Annotated in this window: 13 protein-coding genes; 12 read left to right on the top strand and 1 reads right to left on the bottom strand. The window is 42.9% G+C overall.

The window, feature by feature from the left end; translation table 11 throughout:
- Positions 1–46: 46 nt before the first annotated feature.
- Positions 47–1,495 (bottom strand): flavin monoamine oxidase family protein, encoded by a 1,449-nt coding sequence (locus ACIROD_RS18010; protein ID WP_402942993.1) that lies wholly within the window; start codon positions 1,493–1,495, stop codon positions 47–49.
- A gap of 360 nt (positions 1,496–1,855) precedes the next feature.
- On the opposite strand from ACIROD_RS18010, the gene ACIROD_RS18015 reads away from it, so the two are divergent.
- The 12 genes from ACIROD_RS18015 (at position 1,856) to ACIROD_RS18070 (ending at position 14,688) form a co-directional block, all read left to right on the top strand.
- Positions 1,856–3,217, top strand: coding sequence for a cytochrome ubiquinol oxidase subunit I (locus tag ACIROD_RS18015; protein ID WP_402942641.1), 1,362 nt, complete (start codon positions 1,856–1,858; stop codon positions 3,215–3,217).
- A gap of 16 nt (positions 3,218–3,233) precedes the next feature.
- Entirely contained in the window at positions 3,234–4,280 is a 1,047-nt protein-coding gene (locus tag ACIROD_RS18020; protein WP_249593703.1) for a cytochrome d ubiquinol oxidase subunit II, read from the top strand.
- Between the two features lie 28 nt (positions 4,281–4,308).
- Complete coding sequence (locus ACIROD_RS18025) at positions 4,309–5,064, top strand: hypothetical protein (RefSeq protein ID WP_402942645.1); 756 nt, start codon at positions 4,309–4,311, stop codon at positions 5,062–5,064.
- Between the two features lie 211 nt (positions 5,065–5,275).
- Positions 5,276–5,887 carry a TetR/AcrR family transcriptional regulator gene (locus ACIROD_RS18030; protein WP_260357977.1) on the top strand — a complete coding sequence of 204 codons (612 nt, stop codon included), beginning with the start codon at positions 5,276–5,278 and terminating at the stop codon, positions 5,885–5,887.
- 60 nt (positions 5,888–5,947) lie between these two features.
- On the top strand, positions 5,948–7,090 hold the full coding sequence (locus ACIROD_RS18035; RefSeq protein WP_402942648.1) for an acyl-CoA dehydrogenase: 1,143 nt from the start codon (positions 5,948–5,950) through the stop codon (positions 7,088–7,090).
- A 124-nt stretch (positions 7,091–7,214) separates the two neighbouring features.
- Positions 7,215–8,852 (top strand): AMP-binding protein, encoded by a 1,638-nt coding sequence (locus ACIROD_RS18040; RefSeq protein WP_402942996.1) that lies wholly within the window; start codon positions 7,215–7,217, stop codon positions 8,850–8,852.
- A gap of 12 nt (positions 8,853–8,864) precedes the next feature.
- Positions 8,865–10,214 (top strand): acetyl-CoA carboxylase biotin carboxylase subunit, encoded by a 1,350-nt coding sequence (locus tag ACIROD_RS18045; protein WP_402942651.1) that lies wholly within the window; start codon positions 8,865–8,867, stop codon positions 10,212–10,214.
- Between the two features lie 31 nt (positions 10,215–10,245).
- Entirely contained in the window at positions 10,246–10,458 is a 213-nt protein-coding gene (locus ACIROD_RS18050; RefSeq protein WP_034312225.1) for an acetyl-CoA carboxylase biotin carboxyl carrier protein subunit, read from the top strand.
- Positions 10,459–10,472: 14 nt separating this feature from the next.
- On the top strand, positions 10,473–11,375 hold the full coding sequence (locus ACIROD_RS18055; protein ID WP_402942654.1) for a hydroxymethylglutaryl-CoA lyase: 903 nt from the start codon (positions 10,473–10,475) through the stop codon (positions 11,373–11,375).
- Positions 11,376–11,394: 19 nt separating this feature from the next.
- The gene (locus ACIROD_RS18060; RefSeq protein ID WP_402942656.1) at positions 11,395–12,177 is read left to right on the top strand and encodes an enoyl-CoA hydratase; all 783 of its coding nucleotides are present in this window, start codon (positions 11,395–11,397) and stop codon (positions 12,175–12,177) included.
- Between the two features lie 23 nt (positions 12,178–12,200).
- A complete protein-coding gene (locus ACIROD_RS18065) occupies positions 12,201–13,730 on the top strand; it encodes an acyl-CoA carboxylase subunit beta (protein ID WP_402942659.1) in 1,530 nt (509 codons plus the stop codon).
- 193 nt (positions 13,731–13,923) lie between these two features.
- Positions 13,924–14,688, top strand: a complete 765-nt coding sequence (locus ACIROD_RS18070) for an NUDIX domain-containing protein (protein ID WP_402942662.1) — start codon at positions 13,924–13,926, stop codon at positions 14,686–14,688.
- Positions 14,689–14,700: the final 12 nt, after the last annotated feature.

Genomic DNA, 14,700 nt, shown 5'->3' on the forward strand with positions numbered 1-14,700 from the left:
ATGGACTTAAATTATCGATCATTTATTATTCAAAGAAAAGGTCCATTCAAGGCTCACCGAACGTTCTTGGCAGATTCGTCACTTCATGTGCAACCCTGATGCCGGATTGAATGGCTCCTTCAATCCAAGCAGGTACGGTTGATGTATGCTCACCAGCGAAGTGGACCCTTCCTTCAGGAGTTGGGATGTATGGAAACAAGTCCGTCTCCTGACCAGGTTTAAACATGGAGAAAGCGCCGTATGCATACTGATTCAGTGTCCAGCTATAAGAAGCTCCTGATAAAAAATGATCATATACTTGTTTTCCATGGACCGTTGCTAAATTTTTCAATGCGTGTTGTAAACGATCATTTTCTGGTAGTATATCCCATAAAGTGGCATCATCTTCCCATGTGTAACTTGCTAAGATGAGACCGGATTCACTCTGGTTACTCGTTTGGCTGGGGTAATAAGAAAATCTTATAGGTAAATCGGTCGTCAATTTACCGCCGAAGATACCTTCCTTTTCCCAAAACCTATGCGTGAACTGAAGTCCAATTTTTGTGGAAGCGGCATAATGAAGTTCTCTTATTGCCTTCCACTTATTATGAGAAAAGGAATTCCGGGGTTCAATATCCATAAATTGCAACAATTGAAGAGGAATCGTCACGATGGCCAGGTCACCGGTAACCGTTAAGGGGTTTTGGCTTTGAGTATGTTTGGAATGGATGGTGACTTGATTATCATGTTGGATGATCTTTGTCACTTCATATCTGAAGTTAAGATTTTCCTTCAATTCCGGTAGAAAAGCATATGGAAGCCGGTCGTTTCCACCTTCGATTGCAAAAAAATTTACATCTGGATTAAAGAGCGGCATAAGCTCCCGTAGTATGGCCGGGAAAGATAGTTCCGGGAATCCTTCTAAACCCATCAGGACTTTGATGCTTTCAATTGCCCCTGTTGAAAGGCTGATTCCGACTGGATTGTACTGCAAAAAGAAGCTCATGGAGTATTTATCAAACTCTTTAATGACTATTTCCCAATTTCTACGTGGGTTTTGAATGATGAAGTCAGTCACAGGCTTGATTGCCATGTTGAGTAATTCTTCAGCTGTTTTACCTCTTTCATGGGGAGCTACAGGGTACCTCAGTATATCCGGGTTTCGTTGATATATGGCAGCGGTCGTCTTGATTCCATTGGCATAAATGGGGTCATTAGGTGTCGCATTCACAAAAGTGTTGACTCGTAAACCATACTTCTTGATGTATTCAGCAACTAAGTAATGATAATTCGGAATGCGCATGGCACCGGCTTCAAGGTAGGAACCTTCTGAAAATGGCTCCCGTATGGTCAAAACACGCCCTCCGACCCTCCCGGTTGCTTCCAATATCGTAACATCGTGCCCGGCTTGTTTTAAAAGCGATGCTGCAACCAAACCAGACATGCCGGCACCAAGGATAATGATTTTTTTTGGAATCTGGGAAGGCCCCAGGCCATTTCTGATAACAGCAAGCATTTGATCGGGTGATAGCGGATCTTTGAAAAAGGACAAAGTGTTTTTCTCCTCTCTTGTTACACTTTCTATATGGGATTTACGCTATCTTATTCCTATAGGGCCACCTTTTATGAAGGATCTTCAATAATTTGTCATCTAAATGCTTAGTGTAATTTTTTATCGCAATGGTGAAATCTTCGTAATATATATATCAAAAATAACCTCGATAGAATATATTCTGAACATTCAACCAAAAACATCATTAAGTAAAAAGCTGACCTTCTGTAAAACCTATGAAATATTAGTTTGTGGAATATTATTAAATATTTTCCTTTCCAGAGGAGATACTACCAAGAGACAAAGGTTAGAAAGGAAGACAGTATGGATCATATACAAATGGCCCGCGCAATGTTCGGGACGAATATGGCTGTACATATCATATTTGCAACGATCGGCGTCGGGTTGCCGATGATGATGTTGGCAGCGGAATTGATGTATCAAAGGACAAAGGATTTACAGTATGTCGTCATGGCTAAACGCTGGACGAAAACATTAGGGGTTTTACTTGGGGTCGGGATTCCGACTGGAACGATTGCGGGTGTGCAGCTGTCACTATTATGGCCTGGGTTCATGGAAGTGATTGGACGTGTCATGGCGCTTCCATTCCAGATCGAGATTTATGCATTCATGGTTGAAGCGCTGTTCATGTCAATCTACGTGTATGCTGCTGAAAAAATCAAGCCATGGGCCCGAATCGTGAGTTTATTCTTTGTTGCATTCGGAGCATTGGCTTCGGCTGTATTGATTTCGAATGTCCATGCTTTTGAGGGGACACCGGCTGGGTTCCGATTTGAAAATGGGGAGATCGTCGATGTCGATCCTTGGGCGGCATTTTTCAATCCAAGTTTCTTGGTGACGGCAGGACATACGGCCTTGACTGCTTATACTACAGGAGCTTTTGTCGTAGCGGCTGTTGCAGCCTATAAGATGCTAAAAAATAAATATGGCACTGCTGAATTTAACTTTCACCAAAAAGCACTGAGACTCAGTATTGTATTGGGTTTGGTTTTTTCTTTTTTGACGGCATTGAACGGTCATGCGACTACACAGCATTTATATAGGGAACAGCCGGAAAAACTGGCTGCGGCAGAAGGGTTGTTTGAAACAAAGGACCATGCCGGACTTACCTTGTTCGGTTATACCGATAGGGAAGCACAGGAAGTGAAGTATGGGATTGAATTCCCATGGTTATTAAGCTTTCTATCTGGTAATAGCTTTGATACGGTCGTGACCGGTTTAAACGATTTTCCGGAAGAGTATTGGCCCCCGCTTTATGTCCATATCTTGTTCAACGCCATGGTCATCATTGGTTCAGGCTTAATCGCGTTGGCACTATTTGGATTGGTATGGAATAAATGGCTGAAAAAGGAGACATATCCGAAATGGATTCTTTGGCTGTTTGTTGCGTCAGGGCCGCTTTCTGTGATTTCAATTGAATGCGGTTGGATTTTTGCCTGTACAGGCAGACAGCCATGGACGATATACAGGATGCTGACCACGGAGGATTCAGTCACTTCGTACGAAAACCTTGGATTTTTATTCACGATGTTCATTATTGTATATATCATTTTATGCGTTTCTGTCGTGTTTACACTTTTGTATTATTTCAAACGTCATTCCGTGATGGATGATATATATAAGGCCGAACAGAAAGATGTAAGGCTTTTCGATTCGAATTCATAAAAGGGGGGGAAGGCGAATGAGTGATGCTCTTCTTGCAATAACACTGGTCTGGGGCTTTATTTTTCTTTATGCCATCATGGCCTCCATGGATTTCGGCGCTGGCTTCTGGGCAATGACTTACATTAAAAAGGAAGAAACGAATGCTACCAAGATCGCAAATAGCTATTTATCACCAACTTGGGAAGTGACTAATACTTTTGTCGTTGGTCTTGTGATTGCGATTTACAGTTTATTTCCAGGTGCGGTTTTCCCGATAGGGGTAGCCTTGATCGTTCCTGCAAGCCTGATACTTGTCCTGCTATGTATTAGGAGTGCTTTCTTGGTTTTCTCGCATAGCGTAGACAAATATGAAAAAGCGTTAACGTATATTTCAGGATTGACGGGATTGATCATACCCGGGCTATTAATCAGCGTATTGCCAATCACCCACCTTGGATTTGTTGAAGGTGTAAGAGGAAATGAAGAATTGAATCTATCTAAACTATTCACGAGTCCAAATGAGTATGCATTTGTGGGGTTCGGAATTATGAGCACGCTTTTTTTATCATCTTTGCTCCTGTCCGATTACTCAAAACAGGCCGATGAAATGAAAGCATACAAAATATATCGCAGAGATGCGATGATAACGGGCCCGCTTATGTTGGTCATGGCTTTGTTGGTTATGCTCACGTTAAGAAACGAAGCGAATTGGATCTACCAAGGAATGATGAAAAACTCTGGATTGTTATTCGTCTCGCTCATTTTTTTCATCATTAGCGGGATAGCACTGTACTTACCCTATTTTTCTAAGCAGGAGGTTAAAGGGATGCCTCGCCTCGCTGTAATAGCGATCATCATACAGTATTTAATCGGAAGCTATGTTTATGGTATCGCACATTTACCTTATATCATATATCCAAATGTCACGATTCTTTCAGGATTTACCGATCCAACCTCATTCCGGGCCGTGTTTGCCACTTATATCGTGGGCTTTGCGATATTAGTGCCAGGGTTCTATTATTTCTGGTCCATCTTCATGAAAGATCAGCGTCGAAAGTTCAAACGGCGACAAATGTCAAATTAGTTCATCTTTGAAAAGCGAGGTTATCACTATGAAAAAGTTAGATCTGCTAAAATATGCGGTTTTAGTCATCTCACTATTTTTGAGCTATCAAGCAGTTGAAGCCCATGATAAAAATTTTCAGGTAGATGGCACATATATTTCAACAAAAAGAGATGTAACAGGTGACCAGAAAATAGACATCATCCAGGTTCAGGGACTGCCATTTGAGGAAGGAAGCAAGTTTCTGAAGAAAATTGAGTTAAGTGTGGAAAGCAATCGCCGTACAATCAGCGTCCCGCTTGAAGCTGGGTATACTCCAGACCTAAAGGTGGCGGACTTGAATAATGATGGAGTCCAGGATGTATTGGTCACGGTTTTGATGGAAGGCAGAGAGCGGTTGATATCCAGTTACGCCTATACGTTCAAGGATGGAAAAGTGAAGGAACTGGAAGTCCCTCCATCCGTTCCCGTAATAGCACAATTTCTTGACGGATACAAAGCGGAAATCATTATCGAAGGTAAAAAGCCTGTGGTGATAGATGTCAGTTCCAGAAAACAAGCGTACGATGAATTAGGCATTTATCAAAATGGAAAACTAAATGAACCGACAGAGCTTTTGGTTGATCCATACTCCTCATTGGATCCCAAGACCGTTTTTGGAAAAGGAAAAGCACTTATGGGAGTCCAAAACGTAAAAGGTTCCGATGAACTTGTTCCGATTTTGAAGATTAAATCAGTATGGAAGTATGACAATGGATGGCAGCTTGTAAAAGCACAGGTTAAACCGGTCAAGGGTAGTGAATGACAATATGTATCGCATGCATTACTATATAAAGTAGGTTGACAGCTCTTGGTTTTGAGGGCTGTTTTTTTATTGATAATTAAAAATTGACAATTTTTAAATATTTGGTAAAATCTAAATAAATCCAGTTAACTACATAACCACATCTTCTTTATGTCGTTAAATGTAAGCGGATACAAGAAGGAGGTGCAGTCTTACGGAGTTAAAAGAAAAAATAATTGAAACATCGTTGACGCTCTTCGATCAGCATGGTTTTCATGGTGTCTCCGTTAACGAAATCGTTAAGGCTTGCGGAACTAGCAAGGGAGGTTTTTATCACCATTTCTCTTCCAAAGATGAACTTTTATTTGTCATCCATGATTACTTTATTTCATATGTTTTAACAAAAGCACAGGAAGCCATCTCAGAAAGTACCCATCCAACAGAAAAAATGCAAAAGATCATTCAATCATTTGTTAAAGTTTTTGACCTCTATAAACCACACATCTCAGTTTTCTATCAAGAAAGCATTTACTTAAAACCGCCCTATGTTGAAGCAATCAAAAAAAAGCGCCAAATGTATAAAGAAATCATTTTTTCCGTTATCAAAGAAGGTATTGACAAGGGAGTATTCCGCAGCGAATTGCCAGTGGAAATTACCGGAATGTCAATTCTGGGCATGGTGAACTGGTCCTACAAATGGTACAAAAGGGACGGTGGAAAAACGATAGATGAAATCGGTGATATTTACGTAGATTTAATTCTGAATGCCCTATTGATGGATAAACAAAAAGAAGCGGAAATCACCCAGCCATTTTTACTGAAGAACCAAGTTGTTATGGATTAAACTATAAACTTGATTTGTACAGACCAACTAGTCGGTCTCAATAGAAAGGGGAATGAATATATGGATTTTTCACTTACAAAAGAACAGCAGATGATTAAGGAAATGGTTAGGGAATTTGCCGAAAATGAAATTAAACCCATTGCTATAGAGTTGGATGCAAAGTCCATGTTTGCGGAGGATGTATTCAAAAAAATGGGGAAACTCGGGTTGCTTGGAATTCCGTTTCCTGAAGAATATGGCGGTTCGGGCGGAGATACGGTTTCGTATGCCATTGCAGTTGAAGAGGTTGGAAAGGCATGCGGGGGAACCGGCTTAAGTTATGCAGCAGCCGTTTCGCTCGGGGCAAGTCCAATTTACTATTTTGGAACCGAAGAACAGAAGCAAAAATATCTGGTTCCAATCACGACCGGTGAAACCCTGGCAGCTTTCGGGTTAACAGAGCCTAATGCTGGTTCCGATGCTGGCGGTACGAGAACTACTGCCGTGTTGGAGGGTGATGAATATGTGATTAATGGCGAGAAAACATGGATAACAAATGCCAGCTATTCAAGAACGGTTACCGTCACGGCTGTATCGGGCAAAGATTCCAAGGGCAAAAATATCATCTCTGCATTCATCGTGCCAACCGATACCCAAGGGCTGACGATCAATAGCAATTATGAAAAAATGGGAGTTCGAGCTTCCAATACTTGTGAAATCATTCTGGATAATGTCCGGGTGCCAAAGGAAAATTTACTGGGAGATCCAGACAAAGGGTTCAAACAATTCTTATTCACGCTTGATGGAGGAAGGATTTCCATTGCTGCTTTGGCCGTCGGTATCGCCCAGGCTGCCTTTGATAGAGCTTTAGCTTTTTCAAAAGAGCGCGTTCAATTCGGTAAAACCATATCCAATTTCCAGGCCATTCAATTCAAGCTTGCAGACATGGCGATGGAAATTGAATTGGCGAGGAATATGGTATATAAGGCTGCATGGTTAAAAGACAATAAAAAACCTTTTGCAAAGGAAGCGGCATATGCCAAGCTTTTTGCAAGTGAGACCGCGTTCCGGTCCAGCAATCAAGCTATTCAAATACACGGCGGCTCTGGTTACATGCGTGAATATGAGGTGGAGCGCTATTTAAGAGATGCTAAGTTATTGGAGATTGGTGAAGGTACATCCGAAATTCAAAGACTCGTTATCGCCAGGCAATTAGGCTGTTAATCTTTACGGAACGTAAAATGAACAATGATGCTTTGGTTCATTTTGGTGAAAAGCAGATGTTATCTATACAGCAAAAAGCGTTCATTCTTACTTTTATTTGATTAGGAGGAGTTTGATGTCTGATTTGCTAGATGTTACTATCGGGAAACTGCTTGAAAGGACAGCTGAACAATATGGTGATAATGAAGCGGTTGTTTACCATGAGCTAGGCCTGCGCCATTCCTATCGCGAATTTGAAAAGATTTGCCGAAAGGCTGCCAGGGCGTTCATGTCACTAGATATAAAAAAGGGCGAACATATCGCCATTTGGGCATCCAATAAACCGGAATGGCTTATATCCCAATTTTCGACCGCGAAAATGGGCGGAGTGCTGGTAACGGTCAATACTAATTACCGTACAAGTGAACTGGAATACCTGCTCAAGCAATCCGATTCGACGACGATCATCCTGATGGAACAATATAAAGATCATTCATATATAGATACGCTGTACGAAATCGTTCCTGAATTGAAAAATGCAGAACCAGGAAAATTACAATCTGAGAAACTGCCAAAATTGAAAAATATCATCGTTTTAGGTGAAAAGCGTTATCCCGGAACGTTTTCGTGGGATGAAGTCATTAGCAGGAGCGAATCCGTTTCGGAGGAATCGCTGGACATGAGGATGGAGGAATTGGCTCCCGGTGATGTGATTAATATGCAATATACATCAGGGACGACAGGATTTCCAAAAGGAGTGATGCTGACTCATTCCAACTTGGTCAATAACGGATTGAATGTCGCGGAATGCATGAAGCTTACCGAAGCTGACCGGCTTTGCATCCCGGTTCCGTTTTTTCATTGTTTCGGCTGTTCCCTTGGCACGATGGCCTCTGTTTCAGTAGGGGCAACAATGGTGCCAATCGTGGAATTTAACCCACGCGTTGTCCTTCAGACGGTTGAAGCTGAAAAATGTACGGGGCTTCATGGTGTTCCGACGATGTTCATTGCTGAACTTAATCTCGATGACTTTGACCAGTATGATTTAAGTTCGTTACGGACTGGTATCATGGCAGGATCCACATGTCCGATCGAAGTCATGAAAAGCGTGGTGAATAAGATGGGCATCTCGGAAATTACGATTACTTATGGTCAAACGGAATCTTCTCCAGGAATTACGATGACAAGAACGGACGATCCGATCGAACTTCGTGTTTCTTCAGTGGGAAGGGCTTTGCCGAAAGTGGAAGTGAAAATTGTCGATCCAGCTACCGGGGAAGAAGTCCAGCGGGGCAAACAGGGTGAACTCTGTTCTAGGGGTTACCATGTAATGAAGGGATATTATAATAACCCGGAAGCCACTGAGCAGGCGATTGACCGGGAAGGCTGGCTTCATACGGGAGATTTGGCGGTAATGGATGAAAGGGGCTATTGCAAGATTACTGGCCGGCTGAAAGACATGATCATCCGCGGAGGGGAAAATATTTATCCCCGTGAGATTGAAGAATTCCTCTATCAACATCCTGCAATTGTCGATGTCCAGGTACTCGGCGTTCCGGATCAGAAGTATGGGGAAGAGGTAGCCGCATGGATCATTTTGAAAGCAGGAGAAACCCTTACGGAGAAAGAATTGATAGAGTATTGCAAAGGGAAAATATCTTTTCATAAAATTCCGCGTTACATTCAATTTACCGATGCTTATCCAATGACTGCATCCGGAAAAATCCAAAAGTATAAGCTTCGGCAACAAACTCTTGACCTACTAACGGAACGCACTAAATAAGGAGGATATCGAATGATTCGAAAAATTCTTATCGCAAACAGGGGAGAAATAGCATCACGCATTATTCGTACATGCAAAAAGCTGGGAATACTTACTGTCGCTGTCCATTCGGAAGCAGATTCGGATTCGCCTTTTGTGGGATTGGCGGATGAGGCATATTTATTGGGTGGCCCGAGAGTACAGGAAAGCTATTTAAACGTCAATAAGATTTTGGAAATAGCTAAGGAAACCGGAGCGGAGGCCATTCATCCTGGATATGGTTTTCTTAGTGAAAATGCAGATTTCGCACGTTCATGCGAAGAAGCCGGCTTGATATTCATTGGTCCCAAACCAGAGATCATCCAGCAAATGGGCAATAAAGTCGAGGCGAGGAAAAAGATGGAGCAAGCGGGACTTCCATTGGTGCCTGGATTTTCACGTCCGTTAATTGATAGTGCAGAAGCGGCAGCCGTTGCCGAAAAGATTGGCTATCCAGTCATGTTAAAAGCAGCAGCAGGCGGCGGGGGAATCGGCATGCAGGCCGTTGCTAATGAAGATGAACTAACCAAAGCCTTCGAAGGGAATCAAAAACGTGCCCAATTATTTTTTGGCAATGGAGATATGTTCATAGAAAAATTGATTGAGAAGCCTCGTCATATCGAAATTCAGGTATTGGCGGATTCCTTTGGGAATGCTGTTTACTTATGGGAAAGGGAATGCTCCGTTCAAAGGCGCCACCAGAAGGTCGTGGAAGAGGCTCCATCTTCTTTCCTTGACGAAGAAACAAGGAACAGGATGGGAATGGCTGCAGTGAAAGCGGTAAAATCCATTGGTTATAGCAATGCGGGCACCCTCGAATTTTTAGTTGATGCAGATAAAAATTTTTATTTCCTGGAAATGAATACACGCCTTCAGGTAGAGCATCCTGTCACTGAAGAAATTACGGGATTGGACTTAGTCGAACAGCAAATTAAAATTGCATCGGGCAACAAATTGGATTTCACCCAAAGTGAGATTAAACAGGACGGACATTCCATTGAAGTCCGCATTTATGCTGAAGATCCGAAAACCTTTTATCCAGCACCGGGGAAGATCACCACTATGGAACTTCCGGAAGGTGAAGGGATCCGTCATGAATTGGCGGTTCATGGAACTTCGGTCGTATCCCACTTTTATGATCCGATGATCGCCAAATTGGTGGTGAGCGGCGACTCGAGGGATAATGCGATCGAGAGATTAAGAGAAGCGCTCGCAAGCTATAAAATAGAAGGAATTAAAACAAACCTTCCTTTGCTGATGGAAATAATTTCTCATGAAGCTTTTTCCCAAGGAGATACGACTACTGATTTCATTGCGAAATATATTCAAAAATTGACTGTATAACTTAAAACATAATGATCGGGAGGAAAATAAAATGGCAGAATTAAAGGCAAGCATGGCAGGAAGCGTTTGGAAAATCGTAGCGAACGAGGGGCAAAGTGTAACCGACGGACAGGATATCATTATCTTGGAATCGATGAAAATGGAAATCCCCATTGCAGCCGAGGAAGCTGGCACCATAAAAGAACTAAAAGTGAATGAAGGGGATTTCGTAAATGAAGGCGACGTTTTGGCCGTCATTGAATAAAGGGACGGAGGGGTATGATGAATTGGCCTGAAAAAGTGACAATTAAGGAAGTTGGACCCCGTGACGGGCTGCAAAATGAAAAGGTCATAATACCTGCACAAAGCAAAATGGAGTGGATCGATCAGCTCTCTGATACAGGATTATCTTATATAGAAGTGACTTCATTCGTACACCCAAAGTGGATTCCCCAATTGAGTGATGCCGCCCTGGTGGCTAAGGGAATAAAGCGCAAGCCTGGTATCACTTATGCGGCCCTTGTACCGAATCAAAGGGGACTGGAGTCGGCTCTAGAAGCCAATATCGATGATATTTCCGTGTTCATGTCATCCAGTGAAACGCATAATCTAAAAAATATCAATAAGTCGATTTCCGATACCTTTCCAATATTGAAGGATGTCATCAGGACAGCAGCAAATAGCGGGAAAACGGTAAGGGGCTATGTTTCAACCGTTTTCGGCTGTCCTTATGAAGGGGAGGTTTCGACTGATCAGGTTTTCCGTGTTTGTGATCAACTTTTTGAATATGGCATCGATGAAGTCTCATTGGGTGATACCATTGGGGTCGCTTCTCCAAGACAGGTTGCACTGTTCCTGGAACAAGCTGTAAAAAGATATGATATAAGCCGGATTGCCCTCCATTTTCATGATACAAGGGGAATGGCACTCGCAAATGTTCTAGAATCACTGAATTATGGTATTGACACTTTCGACTCTTCACTTGGAGGTTTAGGGGGATGCCCGTATGCACCAGGCGCGAGCGGAAATGTGGCTACGGATGATCTGGTTCATATGCTACATAAAATGGGGATTCACACAGGAATCAATCCCGAAAAGCTAATGAAGGCTGCGGCCATGGTGCAAAGCTTTTTGGAAAAACCATTGCCTAGCCATCAGATGGCTGTAAATAACGCACAATAAGCGAAATCGAGGTGAAATTATGACTTCATTAGTTGATATAAGGTATGAAGAAAAGGGAATTGCCCTCGTGACTTTGAATCGGCCGGATGCTGCTAATGCTTTATCCACAGAATTGCTTCATTGCTTAGTCGAAGGGCTGGATGAATTGAAGAGAGATTCCAATTTACGAACAGTCATTATAACGGGAGCAGGTGAAAAGGCGTTTTGTGCAGGTGCGGATCTTAAGGAAAGAGCGGGTATGAATGATGATAAAGTCAAGGAGACAGTCAAGTTGATCGGAGACACGATTACGGCTGTTGAAAACCTTCCAGTACCGGTCATCGCCGCGATTAACGGTTCGGCTTTTGGCGGAGGGCTGGAGTTGGCACTCGCTTGTGACATACGAATCGCATCGGAAACGGCGAAGGTGGGACTGACAGAAACATCGTTAGGCATCATCCCAGGCGCCGGCGGTACTCAGCGCCTGCCGCGGATAGTCGGAATGCCGACAGCGAAAGAACTGATTTATACGGCAAGGAGATTGGATGCAAAAACGGCACATGCCTTGAAAATCATCAGTCATGTATATTCACCCCAGCATTTACTTGAGGAAGCGAAAAAATTGGCTAAGGAAATTGCGGTCAATGCCCCATTGGCACTAAGGGCTGCAAAAGCGGCAATCAATCAAGGGGCTGAGACTGACTTGAAAACAGGTTTGCAAATTGAAAAAGACTGCTATCAGACAACTTTAAAAACCTGTGACCGACTGGAGGGTCTGTCAGCATTCAAGGAAAAGCGCAAACCGGTATTTAAGGGCCAATGATTTCAATTGAAGGAGGAACAGGGATGGTAACGACGGATAAACTAACCGAAACGGTTGAGACGATTAAAAAAGGCGGTTTAGAAAAATATCATCAAAAAAACGCTGAAAAAGGAAAGCTTTTCGTACGTGAACGGCTTGAACTGCTTTTCGATGAAGGGGTTGAAATAGAGGACGCTTTCTTTGCTAATTGTGCCAGTGATGGTCTGCCTGCCGATGGTGTGGTTACAGGCATCGGGAAAATCAATGGTCAGAGGGTCTGTGTCATGGCCAATGATTCGACTGTAAAAGCTGGTTCCTGGGGAGCAAGGACCGTCGAGAAAATCATTCGCATTCAGGAAACAGCTGAGAAGTTACAGCTGCCCCTTCTTTATTTAGTCGATTCTGCCGGGGCACGAATTACAGATCAAGTAGAAATGTTTCCGGGACGCCGCGGAGCAGGACGCATCTTTTACAACCAAGTAAAGTTATCAGGAAAAGTCCCTCAAATTTGTCTATTGTTCGGTCCGTCTGCTGCCGGCGGGGCATATATCCCAGCTTTTTGTGATATCGTCGTAATGGTTGATGGCAATGCATCCATGTATTTAGGTTCACCGAGAATGGCTGAAATGGTCATTGGCGAAAAGGTGAGTGAAGAGGAAATGGGCGGGGCGAAAATGCATTGTTCCGTTTCAGGATGCGGGGATGTGCTTGTCAAGTCAGAAGAAGAATCGATCGCGTTTGCGCGCAGGTACTTAAGCTATTTTCCAGGAAATTATCAAGAAAGGCCTAAAGCCACAAAGCCTGAGCTGCCTGCGGATTTCGAAAAAACGTTGGAAGAACTGATTCCTAAAAATCAGAATGCAGCCTTCAATATGTATGACCTGATCGATAGGATCATAGACAGGCAATCGTTTTGTGAAATCAAGAAGCTATTTGCCCCTGAATTAATCACTGGACTTGCAAGACTAAATGGACAAACGATAGGGATCATAGCCAATCAGCCGCGTGTCAAGGGCGGCGTCCTGTTCCATGATTCAGCTGATAAAGCAGCCAAGTTCATCAATTTATGTGATGCTTTCCATATACCGTTGTTGTTCCTGGTGGACATTCCAGGATTCATGATCGGGACTAAGGTCGAACGGGCAGGGATCATTCGCCATGGTGCAAAAATGATTTCGGCCATGAGTGAAGCCACGGTTCCCAAGATTTCTGTCATTGTCCGTAAGGCCTATGGTGCTGGACTATACGCGATGGCCGGTCCAGCTTTTGAACCGGACTGCGTTCTGGCCTTACCGACGGCATTGATAGCGGTCATGGGGGCAGAAGCTGCGGTCAATGCAGTCTATGCCAATAAAATCAATGCAATGGAACCAGAAGAGCGCCCTAAATTCATCGAACAGAAACGCAATGAATACAATGAAGACATTGATATCTACCACTTAGCCTCCGAGATGATTGTTGATGGCATCATCCAGCCAAATGACCTGCGTGATGAATTGTGCGCCAGGTTTGAAGCATATAGCAGTAAACAATTGACATTCACCGATCGTAAACATGGAGTCTATCCCGTTTAAAGAAATCGATAAACAAGCCCGGTCATCATGACCGGGCTTGTTTTCATGTGAAAAATAAATGATTATTTAAATAATTAGAAAATTTTTCTGATTTAGAGTTGCTAAATCACACAAGGAAGAGTACTATAATTAGTAATTAATGATTTACTAATTACTTGAATTCCATACTTAGTGAAAGAAAGTGAGAGTTGCCATGGCTCAGCAGGAAAAAAAGAAATATATTACTCCAGATGGATATACGGCAGATATTGCGATTTTTACTATTACAACAAAGAAAACGGCAGAGAAAGCTCCGCCTGAAATGTTTTTGAAGCTATTATTAATCAAACGCGCCACAAAAGATAAGGAAGGAAGCCCTAATGTTGAAGGAGATAAATGGGCTTTACCCGGAGGTTTTGTCAATGCTGGCGAGACTGCCTATGAAGCAGCCAAACGAGAATTGAAAGAAGAAACGGGCGTAGCTGGATTCCATGTCAAGCATTTCGGGGTTTATGACCGGCCAGGACGAGATCCCAGGGGCTGGATCATTTCCAATGCTTTTTATGCCATTGTCCAGGAAGAGTTTCTTCATCAAAGAAAAGCGAATGACGACGCAGCCGAGGTTGAATTGTTCACGATTCAGGAAGCCCTACAATTAGATCTTGCATTCGATCATTATACAATTATTAACGATGCGATGAATTTAATGAAAAAAGAAATGGTGCAAACGACGATAGCCCAAAAATTCCTGCCGGATGAATTTACACTTTCTGAGCTGCAACGGGTTTTGCTGACAGCCAGAGATGATGCAAAAATCAGTGCAGACTCACTTTTTTATGCAAAAGCCCCGAAGCTCCCGTTTCTGGAAAAAGTCTTGGATGAAAAGGGAATGCATAAGAAAACGAAACGGAATTCGTATCGGCCTTCACAGCTTTACCGATTTAATGCAGAGGTTGTCATGGACTCTATTTACTATTGAGGGGGAATTGAT

Origin of the sequence: Peribacillus sp. NPDC101481 (assembly GCF_044767165.1) — a bacterium.
Classification (GTDB): Bacteria; Bacillota; Bacilli; order Bacillales; family DSM-1321; genus Peribacillus.

What these genes read in the sequence shown, in the direction of transcription:
- ACIROD_RS18010 (WP_402942993.1), bottom strand. Translation starts at nt 1,495, where the DNA reads ATGCTTGCTGTTATCAGAAATGGCCTGGGGCCTTCCCAGATTCCAAAA.
- ACIROD_RS18015 (WP_402942641.1), top strand. Translation starts at nt 1,856, where the DNA reads ATGGATCATATACAAATGGCCCGCGCAATGTTCGGGACGAATATGGCT.
- ACIROD_RS18020 (WP_249593703.1), top strand. Translation starts at nt 3,234, where the DNA reads ATGAGTGATGCTCTTCTTGCAATAACACTGGTCTGGGGCTTTATTTTT.
- ACIROD_RS18025 (WP_402942645.1), top strand. Translation starts at nt 4,309, where the DNA reads ATGAAAAAGTTAGATCTGCTAAAATATGCGGTTTTAGTCATCTCACTA.
- ACIROD_RS18035 (WP_402942648.1), top strand. Translation starts at nt 5,948, where the DNA reads ATGGATTTTTCACTTACAAAAGAACAGCAGATGATTAAGGAAATGGTT.
- ACIROD_RS18045 (WP_402942651.1), top strand. Translation starts at nt 8,865, where the DNA reads ATGATTCGAAAAATTCTTATCGCAAACAGGGGAGAAATAGCATCACGC.
- ACIROD_RS18050 (WP_034312225.1), top strand. Translation starts at nt 10,246, where the DNA reads ATGGCAGAATTAAAGGCAAGCATGGCAGGAAGCGTTTGGAAAATCGTA.
- ACIROD_RS18055 (WP_402942654.1), top strand. Translation starts at nt 10,473, where the DNA reads ATGATGAATTGGCCTGAAAAAGTGACAATTAAGGAAGTTGGACCCCGT.
- ACIROD_RS18060 (WP_402942656.1), top strand. Translation starts at nt 11,395, where the DNA reads ATGACTTCATTAGTTGATATAAGGTATGAAGAAAAGGGAATTGCCCTC.
- ACIROD_RS18065 (WP_402942659.1), top strand. Translation starts at nt 12,201, where the DNA reads ATGGTAACGACGGATAAACTAACCGAAACGGTTGAGACGATTAAAAAA.
- ACIROD_RS18070 (WP_402942662.1), top strand. Translation starts at nt 13,924, where the DNA reads ATGGCTCAGCAGGAAAAAAAGAAATATATTACTCCAGATGGATATACG.